This window comes from Pseudomonas hygromyciniae, assembly GCF_016925675.1.
GTDB classification, from domain to species: domain Bacteria; phylum Pseudomonadota; class Gammaproteobacteria; order Pseudomonadales; family Pseudomonadaceae; genus Aquipseudomonas; species Aquipseudomonas hygromyciniae.
On the sequence record NZ_CP070506.1, the window covers coordinates 1,777,692 to 1,790,142 of the forward strand.

Annotated in this window: 9 protein-coding genes and 3 pseudogenes; 3 read left to right on the forward strand and 9 right to left on the reverse strand. The window is 60.7% G+C overall.

Annotated elements, in window-relative coordinates; translation table 11 throughout:
- Nucleotides 1–5: 5 nt before the first annotated feature.
- From pyk to gcl, 5 genes and pseudogenes are all read right to left on the reverse strand, one after another.
- The gene (gene pyk / locus JTY93_RS07885) at nt 6–1,421 is read right to left on the reverse strand and encodes a pyruvate kinase (protein ID WP_205475600.1); all 1,416 of its coding nucleotides are present in this window, start codon (nt 1,419–1,421) and stop codon (nt 6–8) included.
- Nucleotides 1,411–2,692: pseudogene (locus tag JTY93_RS07890) on the reverse strand (glycerate kinase type-2 family protein). The gene pyk and the pseudogene JTY93_RS07890 overlap by 11 nt, the downstream one beginning before the upstream one ends.
- A gap of 168 nt (nt 2,693–2,860) precedes the next feature.
- Nucleotides 2,861–3,751: a 2-hydroxy-3-oxopropionate reductase gene (locus JTY93_RS07895; protein ID WP_205475598.1), complete on the reverse strand. Its 891-nt coding sequence runs from the start codon at nt 3,749–3,751 to the stop codon at nt 2,861–2,863.
- 173 nt (nt 3,752–3,924) lie between these two features.
- Nucleotides 3,925–4,708: pseudogene (gene hyi / locus JTY93_RS07900) on the reverse strand (hydroxypyruvate isomerase).
- Between the two features lie 10 nt (nt 4,709–4,718).
- The gene (gene gcl / locus JTY93_RS07905) at nt 4,719–6,494 is read right to left on the reverse strand and encodes a glyoxylate carboligase (RefSeq protein WP_057438849.1); all 1,776 of its coding nucleotides are present in this window, start codon (nt 6,492–6,494) and stop codon (nt 4,719–4,721) included.
- A gap of 269 nt (nt 6,495–6,763) precedes the next feature.
- On the opposite strand from gcl, the gene JTY93_RS07910 reads away from it, so the two are divergent.
- Nucleotides 6,764–7,204, forward strand: coding sequence for a GlcG/HbpS family heme-binding protein (locus tag JTY93_RS07910; protein WP_038447058.1), 441 nt, complete (start codon nt 6,764–6,766; stop codon nt 7,202–7,204).
- Between the two features lie 103 nt (nt 7,205–7,307).
- On the opposite strand, the gene JTY93_RS07915 is transcribed toward JTY93_RS07910, so the two are convergent.
- Together JTY93_RS07915 and JTY93_RS07920 are read right to left on the reverse strand one after the other, a co-directional pair.
- A complete protein-coding gene (locus JTY93_RS07915) occupies nt 7,308–7,766 on the reverse strand; it encodes an REP-associated tyrosine transposase (RefSeq protein WP_205475597.1) in 459 nt (152 codons plus the stop codon).
- A gap of 210 nt (nt 7,767–7,976) precedes the next feature.
- On the reverse strand, nt 7,977–8,582 hold the full coding sequence (locus tag JTY93_RS07920) for a TetR/AcrR family transcriptional regulator (protein WP_029292641.1): 606 nt from the start codon (nt 8,580–8,582) through the stop codon (nt 7,977–7,979).
- A 134-nt stretch (nt 8,583–8,716) separates the two neighbouring features.
- On the opposite strand from JTY93_RS07920, the pseudogene JTY93_RS07925 reads away from it, so the two are divergent.
- Nucleotides 8,717–9,632, forward strand: a pseudogene (locus tag JTY93_RS07925) (DUF808 domain-containing protein).
- A 60-nt stretch (nt 9,633–9,692) separates the two neighbouring features.
- Here the strand turns inward: JTY93_RS07925 and JTY93_RS07930 are convergent.
- Both JTY93_RS07930 and mlaY read right to left on the reverse strand, forming a co-directional pair.
- Nucleotides 9,693–10,481, reverse strand: a complete 789-nt coding sequence (locus JTY93_RS07930; protein ID WP_205475595.1) for an MlaA family lipoprotein — start codon at nt 10,479–10,481, stop codon at nt 9,693–9,695.
- Nucleotides 10,474–11,772, reverse strand: a complete 1,299-nt coding sequence (mlaY, locus tag JTY93_RS07935; protein WP_169994352.1) for a lipid asymmetry maintenance lipase MlaY — start codon at nt 11,770–11,772, stop codon at nt 10,474–10,476. The genes JTY93_RS07930 and mlaY overlap by 8 nt, the downstream gene beginning before the upstream one ends.
- 236 nt (nt 11,773–12,008) lie before the next feature.
- Between mlaY and JTY93_RS07940 the strand changes: the two genes are divergently transcribed.
- A complete protein-coding gene (locus tag JTY93_RS07940) occupies nt 12,009–12,377 on the forward strand; it encodes a hypothetical protein (protein WP_169994350.1) in 369 nt (122 codons plus the stop codon).
- Nucleotides 12,378–12,451 lie beyond the last annotated feature (74 nt).

Consider the following 12,451-nt stretch of genomic DNA (forward strand, 5'->3'; position numbering starts at 1 on the left):
AGGTGTTAGATCAACGTCTCGATACGCAACGAGTTGGTCGACCCCGGCTGCCCAAAGGGCACCCCCGCGGTGATCAGCAACGTATCCCCACGCTGCGCCATGCCCTGGGCCTGGGCGATTTCCAGCGCCGTGGAACATACCTCGTCCACTTGCCGCAACCGATCATTGACCACCGAATGCACGCCCCAGGCCACGCTCAGGCGCCGGGCGGTGGACAGGTTCGGCGTGAGATTGAGGATCGGCACCGCCGGCCGTTCCCGCGCCGCGCGCAGGCTGGAGCTGCCCGACTCGCTGTAGTTCACCAGTACCGCCACCGGCAGGATGCTGCTGATCCGACGGATCGCGCAGCTGATGGCATCCGACACCGTGGCATCGGCCTTGGGTCGGCTCACATCCAGTTGGGTCTGGTAATCCGGGCCGTTCTCCACCTGGCGGATGATCTTGCTCATCATCTGCACCGCTTCCAGCGGGTATTCGCCAGAGGCGGTTTCGGCCGATAGCATCACCGCATCGGTGCCCTCGGCCACGGCATTGGCCACATCCGTGACTTCGGCGCGGGTGGGTGCCGGCGAGAAACGCATGGACTCGAGCATCTGCGTGGCAACCACCACCGGCTTGCCCAACTGGCGGCAGGTGCTGATGATGTCTTTCTGGATTTGCGGCACTCTCTCGGCCGGCACTTCCACACCCAGATCCCCTCTGGCGACCATGATCGCATCGCTCAGCTCGGCGATTTCCTGCAGGTAGCGCACCGCCGAGGGTTTCTCGATCTTCGCCATCAAGAACGCCTTGTCGCCGATCAGCTCGCGGGCTTCGCGGATGTCTTCGGGACGCTGCACAAACGACAGCGCCACCCAGTCCACGCCCAGCTCCAGGCCGAAGCTCAGGTCGCGGCGGTCCTTGGCGGTCAGTGGGCTGAGTTCCAACAAGGCTTGTGGGACATTCACCCCTTTACGATCGGACAGTTCGCCGCCATTCAACACCGTGGTGTCGATCGCATCGGCATGTTTGGTAATCACCCGTAGGCGCAGCTTGCCGTCGTCCAGCAGCAGGTCCATGCCCGGTTCCAGGGCCTTGATGATTTCCGGATGGGGCAGGTTGACCCGGCGCTGGTCGCCCGGCGTGGGGTCGAGGTCCAGGCGCAACGCTTGGCCACGCACCAGTTGCACCTTGCCCTCGGCGAAACGCCCGACGCGCAATTTGGGCCCCTGCAGGTCCATCAGGATCCCCAGCGGGTAGTTGAGCTGGCGCTCGACCTGGCGGATCCACTGGTAGCGCTGGGCATGGTCGGCGTGATCGCCATGGCTGAAGTTCAGACGGAAGATATTTACCCCGGCTTGCACCAGTTCGCGGATGTCATCGATACCGTCGGTGGCAGGTCCCAGGGTGGCGAGGATTTTGACCTTCTTGTCAGGCGTCATGGGCAGCAGTCTCAAGTATCAAAATGGCACGGAAGTCGTTGACGTTGGTGCGGGTCGGCTCGGTGACGATCAACGCGTCGAGCGCGGCGAAATAACCGTAGCCATTGTTGTTGTCCAACTCGTCGCTGGCCGACAGGCCCAGGGCCTCGGCGCGGGCGTAGGTGGTGGGGGTCATGATCGCCCCGGCGTTGTCTTCGGAGCCGTCGATGCCGTCGGTGTCACCGGCCAGGGCGTATACGCCGGGCAGGCCCTTGAGGCTGTCGGTCAGGCTCAGCAGGAACTCGGCGTTGCGTCCGCCACGGCCATTGCCGCGCACGGTCACGGTGGTCTCGCCGCCGGACAGGATCACGCACGGCGCCGCCAGTGGCTGGCCGTGTTGGATGATCTGCCGGGTGATGCCGGCGTGGACCTTGGCCACGTCCCGCGCTTCGCCTTCCAGGTCGCCGAGGATCAGCGGGCTGAAACCGGCCTGGCGCACTTTCACCGCTACCGCTTCGAGAGATTGCTGCGGCCGCGCGATCAACTGGAAATGGCTGCGCGCCAGGCACGGATCGCCGGGTTTGACGGTCTCCGACTCTGGGTTCTGCAACCAACTGCGCACCGAGGCCGGCACTTGGATCTGGTAACGCTTGAGAATTGCCAGGGCCTGTTGCGAGGTGCTCGGGTCGCCAACCGTCGGGCCGGAGGCAATCACCGTGGCCTGATCGCCCGGCACATCGGAAATCGCATAGGTGTAGACCGTGGCCGGCCAAGCGGCCTTGGCCAACCGCCCGCCCTTGATCGCCGAGAGGTGCTTGCGCACGCAATTCATCTCGCCGATGGTGGCGCCGGATTTGAGCAGGGCTTTGTTGATGGTCTGTTTGTCGGCCAGGGTAATCCCTGCTGCGGGCAAGGCCAGCAGGGCGGAACCACCGCCGGACAAGAGGAAGATCACGCGGTCGTCTTCGTTCAGATTGCTGATCAACTCCAACACGCGCTTGGCCACGGCCTGGCCAGCGGCATCGGGCACTGGGTGCGCGGCTTCGACCACTTCGATCTTCTGGCAGGGCGCGCCGTGGCCGTAGCGCGTGACCACCAGGCCGTGGACTTCACCTTGCCAGCTGTTTTCCACGACCAGGGCCATGGCGGCCGCGGCTTTGCCTGCGCCGATCACGATCACGCGGCCGCTGCGGTCGGCGGGCAGATAGGGTTCGAGGACTTGCCGGGGGGTGGGCAGCGTCGATGGCTGTGGCAAACAGCTCGCGAAGCAGGTGTTGCGGATCGACCGACATAAGCGGGCTCCCGGATTCTTGTTATTGGATTTGAAACGCGCAATGCAAACAAAATGTGGGAGCTGGCTTGCCTGCGATAGCGGTATGCCAGGCGATAAATCTGTAACTCAAAGACCGCTATCGCAGGCAAGCCAGCTCCCACAAGGTATTGCATTCCAAAAGGGGAGGTTACTTATCGCGAATCGAGAAATTCGCCATATGCTCCAGCCCCTTGATCAGCGCCGAATGGTCCCAGTTGCCGCCGCCAATCGCGGCGCAGGTGCTGAATACTTGTTGGGTACCGGCGGTGTTGGGCAGGTTGATCCCCAGTTCCTTGGCACCGGCCAGGGCCAGGTTCAAGTCCTTCTGATGCAGGTTGATACGGAAGCCCGGGTCGAAGGTGCCCTTGATCATCCGTTCGCCATGCACTTCGAGAATTTTCGATGAAGCGAAGCCACCCATCAGCGCTTCACGTACCTTGGCTGGATCTGCGCCGTTCTTCGAAGCAAACAGTAGCGCTTCGGCCACGGCCTGGATGTTCAGGGCGACGATGATCTGGTTCGCCACCTTGGCGGTCTGGCCATCGCCATTGCCACCCACCAGGGTGATGTTCTTGCCCATGCTCTGGAACAGTGGCAGGGCGCGTTCGAAGGTCTGCGGTTCGCCACCGACCATGATGCTCAGGGTTGCGGCCTTGGCGCCGACTTCGCCGCCCGATACCGGGGCGTCGAGGTACTGCGCGCCGGTGGCGTTGATCTTGGCGGCAAAGGCCTTGCTGGCGGTGGGCGAGATCGAACTCATGTCGATCACTACTTTGTTCGGCGACAGGCCTGCGGCCACACCGTCGGCGCGGAACAACACGTCATCGACCTGAGGGGTGTCAGGCACCATGACGATGATGAACTCTGCTTCCTGGGCCACTTGCTGCGGGTTGGCCAGGGCCACGGCACCGGCGGCGATCAGCTCGGCGGGTGCTTTGCCATGGTGCTCGGACAGGAACAGTTGGTGACCTGCTTTCTGCAGGTTCGCGGCCATGGGTTGGCCCATGATGCCGGTGCCGATAAAGCCGATTTTAGCCATGATCAAATCCTCTTTTTATTCTCTGTGCGAGCCTGGCCCGGTCTACCAGACCTAGGCGATCTAAATGTGGGAGCGGGCTTGCTCGCGATTGCGGTAGATCAGTCGACAAAAATGTTGAATGTCAGACCTTCGCGAGCAAGCCCGCTCCCACAGTTGGGTTGTGTGTGTTTTGGTCAGATCGCGTTATGGGTCTTGAGCCAGCCAAGACCGGCTTCGGTCGTGGTCAACGGCTTGTACTCGCAGCCCACCCAACCCTGATACCCGATGCGGTCCAGGTGCTCGAACAGGAAGCGATAGTTGATTTCGCCCGTGCCCGGCTCGTTGCGTCCTGGGTTGTCGGCCAGCTGGATATGGTTGATCTGATCCAGGTGCGTCGCCATGGTGCGGGCCAGGTCACCTTCCATGATTTGCATGTGGTAGATGTCGTATTGCAGGAACAGGTTGGCGCTGCCCACCTGTTCGCGAATCGCCAGGGCCTGCGCCGTGTTGTTCAGGTAGAAACCGGGAATGTCGCGGGTGTTGATCGCTTCCATTACCAGCTTGATGCCCACTGCTTGCAGCTTGTCGGCCGCGTACTTGAGGTTGGCGACAAAGGTTTTTTCCAGGGTGGCGTCATCCACGCCGGCAGGGCGAATCCCCGCCAGGCAGTTGATCTGGGTATTGCCCAGCACCTGGGCATAGGCGATGGCCAGGTTGACCCCCCGCGCGGAACTCCTCGACCCGGTCGGGGTGGCAGGCCAGGCCGCGCTCGCCGCTGGCCCAGTCGCCGGCCGGCAGGTTGAACAGCACTTGGGTCAAACCGTGGGCGTCGAGTTGTGCCTTGATTTGCGCAGAGCTGAAGTCGTAGGGGAACAGGTATTCCACCCCACTGAAGCCGGCGTCGGCGGCGGCTTTGAAGCGGGCGAGAAAGTCCTGTTCGGTAAACAGCATGGACAGGTTGGCGGCAAAACGCGGCATGGGGTTCTCCTTAATCGAGCAATGAAATGGCAGTCGGTGCGTCGTTGCCCACCAGTGCCAGATCTTCGAATTCGTTGACGGCGTTGATCTCGGTGCCCATGGAAATATTGGTCACGCGTTCCAGAATAATCTCGACAATCACCGGCACCTTGAACTCTTCGATCATTTCCTGGGCCTTGCGCAGCGCTGGCTGGATCTGGCCCGGCTCGAACACACGCAGGGCCTTGCAACCCAGGCCTTCGGCGACGGCGACGTGGTCGACGCCATAACCGTTGAGTTCCGGGGCATTGAGGTTATCGAAAGACAACTGCACGCAGTAGTCCATTTCAAAACCGCGCTGGGCCTGGCGGATCAGCCCCAGGTACGAGTTGTTCACCACCACGTGGATGTAAGGCAGCTTGAACTGCGCGCCCACGGCCAGCTCTTCGATCATGAACTGGAAGTCGTAGTCGCCCGACAGTGCCACCACCTTGCGGCTCGGGTCGGCCTTGACCACGCCCAGTGCGGCGGGGATGGTCCAACCCAGTGGGCCGGCCTGGCCACAGTTGATCCAGTGGCGTGGCTTGTAGACGTGCAGGAACTGCGCGCCGGCAATCTGCGACAGGCCGATGGTGCTGACGTAGCAGGTATCTTTACCGAACACCTGGTTCATCTCTTCGTACACCCGTTGCGGCTTGACCGGTACGTTGTCGAAGTGCGTCTTGCGGTGCAGGGTGGCTTTGCGCTGCTGGCAATCATGCAGCCAGGCGCTGCGGTCCTTGAGCTTGCCGGCGGCTTTCCACTCGCGGGCCACTTCGATAAACATCGTCAGCGCGGCACCGGCGTCGGACACGATGCCCAGGTCCGGGGTGAACACACGGCCGATTTGCGTCGGCTCGATGTCAACGTGAATGAATTTGCGACCCTCGGTGTACACCTCCACCGAACCGGTGTGGCGGTTGGCCCAGCGGTTGCCGACGCCCAGGACCACGTCTGACTTGAGCATCGTCGCGTTGCCGTAGCGGTGCGAGGTTTGCAGGCCGACCATGCCCACCATCAGCGGGTGGTCGTCGGGGATGGTGCCCCAGCCCATCAGGGTCGGGATCACCGGGATACCCGTCAGTTCGGCGAACTCCACCAGCAGTTCGCTGGCGTCGGCATTGATCACGCCGCCACCGCTGACCAGCAGCGGGCGCTCGGCCTGGTCGAGCATGGCCAGGGCTTTCTCGACCTGGATGCGCGTGGCCAGTGGCTTGGCCAATGGCAGTGGCTGGTAGGCGTCGATGTCGAACTCGATCTCAGCCATCTGTACGTCGAATGGCAAGTCGATCAGCACCGGGCCGGGGCGGCCGGAGCGCATTTCATAGAAGGCTTTCTGGAACGCATACGGCACCTGGCCAGGTTCCAGCACGGTGGTTGCCCACTTGGTCACCGGTTTGACGATGCTGGTGATATCCACGGCCTGGAAATCTTCCTTGTGCATCCGGGCGCGAGGCGCTTGCCCGGTGATGCACAGGATCGGGATTGAATCGGCCGAGGCGCTGTACAGGCCGGTGACCATATCCGTGCCCGCCGGGCCCGAAGTGCCGATGCACACGCCGATATTGCCGGCCTTGGTGCGGGTGTACCCCTCGGCCATGTGCGAAGCGCCTTCCACGTGGCGAGCAAGGACGTGATCGATGCCGCCGACCTTTTGCAGGGCCGAATACAACGGGTTGATCGCGGCGCCTGGGATACCGAAGGCGGTGTCTACACCCTCACGGCGCATCACCAGGACAGCGGCTTCGATTGCTCTCATTTTGCTCATGGTTTTGGTGCCTCTTGCGTTTTGTAATTGTATACAAGTGGTGTTGCTTCAAAGTGTATTCACGGCGAGCGGCGCAGGTCAATCCATTTTGTTCCAGAGCCTGTGCATTCGTCGGAAGGCTTTTTAGCGGGAGTATTTCGACGTGTGGTGCGTATGTTTCGAAATATTGTATACAAAAAAACAAATCTATTGTGTTCTATTTGTTGCATCCGGCTTCTGATCAATCAGAGCCCCAAGGCTTTCTCAATAACAAGATAAGGACGGCACCCATGAGCGCTCTAACCTTGAAAGTCGCAGTCAACCTGGTCAGCCAGGCCATCACCGCAGGCCGCACCATTGCCGCTGCACCGCTGACCATCGCGGTGCTCGACAGCGGCGGGCACCTGATCACCCTGCAACGGGAAGACGGCGCCAGCCTGCTGCGCCCGCAAATCGCCATCGGCAAGGCCTGGGGCGCGATAGCCCTGGGCAAGGGCTCGCGCTTGTTGGCCCTGGATGCCCAGCAACGGCCGGCGTTTATTGCTGCCTTGAACAGCCTGGGGCAGGGCGGTGTCGTGCCGGCACCGGGTGGGGTGTTGATCCGGGATCCGGCGGGCGTGGTGCTAGGGGCGATCGGGATCAGTGGGGATACGTCGGATATTGATGAGCAGTGCGCGATTACGGCGATTGAAGGGGTGGGGTTGTTGGCGGATGCGGGGGTGTCGGCTTGAGGTTGTAGTGACTGGGAGGCCCGCTTTCGCAAGTTTTGACCTGTGAACACGGTCAAAATGTGGGAGCGGGCTTGCTCGCGAAAGCGGCGACTCGGTCTTGAATCTATACCCAAACCGCATCCCACAGCGGATAGTCGCCAACTCTCTCCACCAATCCCGCCCTCAATGGATTGGCCACCACATACCTGGCCACTTTCACCAGGTCTTCTTCCTTGCGAAGCGCATGGTCATGAAAGCTGGTTTGCCAGAGCCTTCCCTTGCGGCCAGTGGCGCCATTGACTGATCGAGTGCTTTTGGATTTCACCTGGCACATCAAGTCGCCCAGGCAGCCTTTTTGCAGCTCGATCAGCCAGTGGAAATGGTCGGGCATCACCACCCAGGCCAGAGAGTGTGCCAGCCCTTGATACTGGGCGAGCCTGAACTGCCAGACCACCAGGCGGCCCAGGTAGAAGTCGCTGAAGATCGGCACACGTTCGTGGGTGTTGGTGGTAATCAGGTAGATATTGTTGGGTTCGCTGATCCGTCCGATGCGCAGGCGGTGTGAGGTGGCTCTATCAGGCATTCCGTTGCCTCTCTTCATATGGTGTCTTGAGAGGCTAGATCGGGGAGTTTGAGGCTGACGGGCGGGCTTTTGGCAGGATGTGTCTGGGAGGGCGCTTTCGCGAGCAAGCCCGCTCCCACATGGGATCTTTGTTGTTCATACATTTTGTGTCTGGCACAAATCTAGTGTGGGAGCGGGCTTGCTCGCGAATCTTGGCCACACCGCGGTGTTTCAGTCCGGCTCACACCCTTTAAGTACCAACCGAATAATCGTCTGCGCCGCCGCCTCATAATCGGCCTCATCCAGCTTGGCCTTGCCGGTCACCGCTGAGATCTGCCAGTCGAAGTCGGCATAGGTCTGGGTTGCGGCCCAGATGCTGAACATCAGGTGATGAGGGTCAATAGCGGCGATCAGGCCGCGATCGACCCAGCTCTGGATGCAATCGATATTGTGTTTGGCCTGGGCGTTGAGCTGCTGCACCTGCTCGGGGCTCAGGTGGGGGGCGCCGTGCATGATTTCGCTGGCGAACACTTTCGAGGCAAACGGCAGGTCGCGGGAGATGCTGATTTTCGAGCGGATATAGCCGCTCAATACCTGCTTGGGGTCGCCGTCTGGGTTGAAGGGGGTGGAGGCAGCCAGGATCGGCTCGATGATGCTTTCGAGCACCTCGCGGTAGAGGTTGTCCTTGGACTTGAAGTAGTAGTAGACGTTGGGCTTGGGTAGCCCGGCCTTGGCGGCGATGTCACTGGTTTTGGTCGCGGCGAAGCCCTTGTCGGCAAACTCCTCGCTGGCAGCCCGCAGGATCAGTTCTTTGTTGCGCTCGCGAATGGTGCTCATAGACCAGATGATTCCTTGCCAGGACAGGCGGTTGCGCATGGTAGCACCGGCGATCCGCGTGTCTCAAGAATGTGCCCGCGACGTCTTGTAGCACGCTATGCTGCGAAACATCCCACATTAAGGACGCCCGATTCATGGCAGGAAGCAGCTTGTTGGTACTGATCGATGACATCGCCGCCGTTCTCGACGATGTGGCCTTGATGACAAAAATGGCCGCCAAGAAAACCGCCGGCGTGCTGGGTGACGATCTGGCGCTCAATGCCCAACAAGTCTCTGGCGTGCGCGCCGAGCGGGAAATTCCGGTGGTGTGGGCGGTTGCCAAGGGCTCGTTTATCAACAAGCTGATCCTGGTGCCTACCGCGCTGTTGATCAGTGCCTTCGCGCCGTGGGCGGTCACGCCACTGTTGATGCTCGGTGGCGCCTACCTGTGTTACGAGGGCTTTGAAAAGCTTGCCCATAAATTCCTGCACAGCAAGGCCGACGATCAGGCCGAACATGCCCAGTTGGTCCAAGCCGTGGCCGACCCCGCAACAGATCTGGTGGCCTTCGAGAAAGACAAGATCAAGGGCGCGATCCGTACCGACTTTATCCTCTCCGCCGAAATCATCGCCATCACCCTGGGCACCGTCGCCGACGCACCGTTGATGCAGCAAGTGATCGTACTGTCGGGCATCGCCTTGGTCATGACCATCGGCGTGTATGGTCTGGTGGCCGGTATCGTCAAACTCGATGATTTGGGCCTATGGCTCACGCAAAAGCCCGGGCAGATGGCGCGCAGCATCGGTGGCGGGATTCTGCGGGCCGCACCGTACATGATGAAGAGCCTGTCGGTGATCGGCACGGCAGCCATGTTTATGGTCGGCGGCGGCATCCTGACTCATGGCGTGCCTGCGGTGCATCATTGGATTGAAACTGTCAGCCAGAGCATCGGTGGCATCACTTGGTTGATGCCGACCCTGCTCAATGCCGTGGCGGGGATCATTGCGGGGGGCGCTGGTGCTGGCGGTAGTCAGCGGGGTGGGCAAGGCGTGGAAATCGCTCAAGGCTTGAGCACCTGGGAGCCATAAAAAAGGCCATTCAATCGAATGGCCTTTTTTTGTGCTTGGGCGGTTACTCCGCAATCTGCAACTTGCGCGACTCGGTGTACACGTAGCGCACCTTTTCATACTCGAACGGCGAGTTCATCTGACCGTAACGGAAGCTGGTCTGGTAGCGCTTGTCCACCGCACGCAACGCCCAGATTTCCGGGTGGTTGGAGCTGACTTCAGACACGTTGAGGAAGTTGATCTGGGATTCGGCGGTGTAGTCCACCAACAGGCCGCCAGTGTCGCGCAGGTTGGATGGGCCGAGGATCGGCAGGATCAGGTAAGCACCGCCGGGCACGCCGTAGAAACCCAGGGTTTGGCCGAAGTCTTCGCTCTGGCGCGGTAGGCCCATGGCGGTGGCCGGGTCCCACAGGCCGGCGATACCAAGGGTGGTGTTGACCAGCAGGCGGCCTGTGGTTTCCAGGGAGCGATGGCCCTTGAGTTGCAGCAGGCTGTTCATCAAGTTGGGCACGTCGCCCAGGTTGTTGAAGAAGTTGCTGACACCGGTGCGTAGGAAACTTGGGGTGACGTAGCGATAGCCATCGACCACTGGCAAGAATACCCATTGGTCGAAGCGATAGTTGAAGTGGTACACCCGACGGTTCCACGACTCCAGCGGGTCATAGACGTTGAGGGCGTTGAGGGTCGAACGCTCGAACTCGCGCTGGTCCAGGCCAGGGTTGAACTTGAGTTTGCTCAAGGGTTCCTTGAAGCCATCCTGGTCGACCACGGTCGGTGCGTGAGCCTTGCTGTTGTCCGCGTTGGCAACGCCTGCACAGAGTAAGGCCGCAAGAAGCAGGAGATGTTTAGCCACGGAAGAACTCCAGCATGGCGTCGGCGTTGACGCGGTAATTGAGGTTGCCGCAATGGCCGCCCAGCGGGTAGACGGTCAAGCGATCGCCGAAGGTCTTGCGCAAAAAGCCCAGGTCGCCAGGGCCGAGGATCACGTCATCGGCGTTGTGCATTACCGCGATTTTCGGGCTGTCGCGCAGGTAGTCCTCGAGGGCGTACAGGCTCACCTGGTCGATCAGTTGCAGCAGGCTGCCGCCGTCGGAGCGGGCGCGCCACATCGGGATCACTTGTTCGGTGAGGTAGCAGTCGAAATCACACTGCAGCGCACGCTTGAGGAACGGCGTGAGGCTGGTGCTTTCGGTGATCGGGTACTTGGGCGGGATGATCAAGCCACGACGGTTGATCAGGTCCGAGGTGAAGGCGATATCGGCCGCCGAGAAACGGAACGAGGTGCCGATCAGCATCGCCATCTGCTCGTTGGTCAGGTGTTCCTTGGAGTTCTGGAAGTCATAGAGCAGGGCATCGTTCATGTCGATATAGCCCTTTTGCTGGAAGTAGCGGGTCAGCTTGTTCAACACCAGCTCATAGAACGTGGTGCTGTTGTTGATGCCCTTGACCTCGGTCTGCACCAGCTTGTCGAGGTTGGTGATGGAGGTATAGAGGTTGACCGGCGGGTTGAGCAGCAGCACTTTCTTGAAGTTGAAGCTGCGTCGGGTTTCGTCCAGCTTACTGACGAATGCCGCGTCCAGGGCACCCAGGCTGTAGCCGGTGAGGTAGAAGTCGGTGACCGGCAACGTGGCGTTTTGCGCGCGTACGGCTTGCATCACGCGGTACATGTCCTGGGCGTCTTCCTGGGTGATGCCGGGTGTGGCAAAGCGCGAGGCGGCGCTGATGAAGTCAAAGCTGGTGGGCGACGACAGTTGGACGACATGGTAGCCGGCCTTGTAGTACAGCTTTTTCAGGTATTCGTTGATGGAGCTGTCAAAACGCGCGCCGGTGCCGGCGATCAGGAAAATCAGGGGGGCCGCGCGGTCTTGCTTGGCGATGCGGTAGGTGAGTTTCTTCACCGGCCAGAAATTGTCGGGCAGACTGAATTCACGCTCTGGGCGCATGTTCAGGCTGTAGTCGGATTGGTTGATCTCATCGATGGACGGCAAATCCGGCCGCAGGTCCGGTGGCGTTGTGGCGATGGTCGCTTCGAACGGGTTGGTCAAAGGGTAGCCATAGCTGGCCGGATCAACATCGACCGCCAGTGCTGACGCACTCAAAAAAAGGCCACCCAACAGGGCAGCACAGCGTAAGGAACGGAGCATGACTAAATCCCTAAGAGGAAACGTGCTTAATGAAGTTCGCAGGCTATGACCACCGCGTTATCGCCGAAGTGCCAGCCATCGGCACTAAAAGTCGGAAAAAAACGCAGGAATCGAGGTAATAGTAGGCAGACGATACACTTTGGCACGCTTTGATGAATAGTTATCTGTGTGCAACCCTTGCCAATGCCCCCGGGGAGATTAAGCTGGGCGCCGTTTTCGCCTATCGGAGTGCCTTTATGTCCCGTCGTTTGCCGCTGATCCTACTGCTGTTGGCCTTGCCGTTATGGCTGGCCGCCAGTTATGGCGCCCGTTATGGGTTTATGGAAGACGGGCAGTGGGTGGGCATCTGTGCCGATGACGCCAGCCGCTGGGAATGCCAGCTGCGCGCCAATCTGGGGCTGATGATTCACTTCCGGATGTTGGGCTGGGCCGCGTTGGTCACGTCGGTACTGGCGTTTTTGGTGCCAGGCCGTGCCGGCTGGGGTTTGGCGGTGCTGGGGCTGGCGTTCGGAATTCCGGCACTGGCGTTGTACAACACCAATTTTGCGGTGTTTGCGCTGGTGATTGCCGGGTTGCGGTTGGTCAGGGCGCCTCGGGCTGTCTGATAGGGCCGATCGCAGGCAAGCCCGCTCCCACATTTAGTACGCGGTCGAATGTGGGAGCGGGCTTGCCCGCGATA

Bases quoted from the DNA above. Each gene is read 5' to 3' on its own strand.
- pyk (WP_205475600.1), bottom strand. From the start codon at position 1,421: ATGACGCCTGACAAGAAGGTCAAAATCCTCGCCACCCTGGGACCTGCC.
- JTY93_RS07895 (WP_205475598.1), bottom strand. From the start codon at position 3,751: ATGGCTAAAATCGGCTTTATCGGCACCGGCATCATGGGCCAACCCATG.
- gcl (WP_057438849.1), bottom strand. From the start codon at position 6,494: ATGAGCAAAATGAGAGCAATCGAAGCCGCTGTCCTGGTGATGCGCCGT.
- JTY93_RS07910 (WP_038447058.1), top strand. From the start codon at position 6,764: ATGAGCGCTCTAACCTTGAAAGTCGCAGTCAACCTGGTCAGCCAGGCC.
- JTY93_RS07915 (WP_205475597.1), bottom strand. From the start codon at position 7,766: ATGCCTGATAGAGCCACCTCACACCGCCTGCGCATCGGACGGATCAGC.
- JTY93_RS07920 (WP_029292641.1), bottom strand. From the start codon at position 8,582: ATGAGCACCATTCGCGAGCGCAACAAAGAACTGATCCTGCGGGCTGCC.
- mlaY (WP_169994352.1), bottom strand. From the start codon at position 11,772: ATGCTCCGTTCCTTACGCTGTGCTGCCCTGTTGGGTGGCCTTTTTTTG.
- JTY93_RS07940 (WP_169994350.1), top strand. From the start codon at position 12,009: ATGTCCCGTCGTTTGCCGCTGATCCTACTGCTGTTGGCCTTGCCGTTA.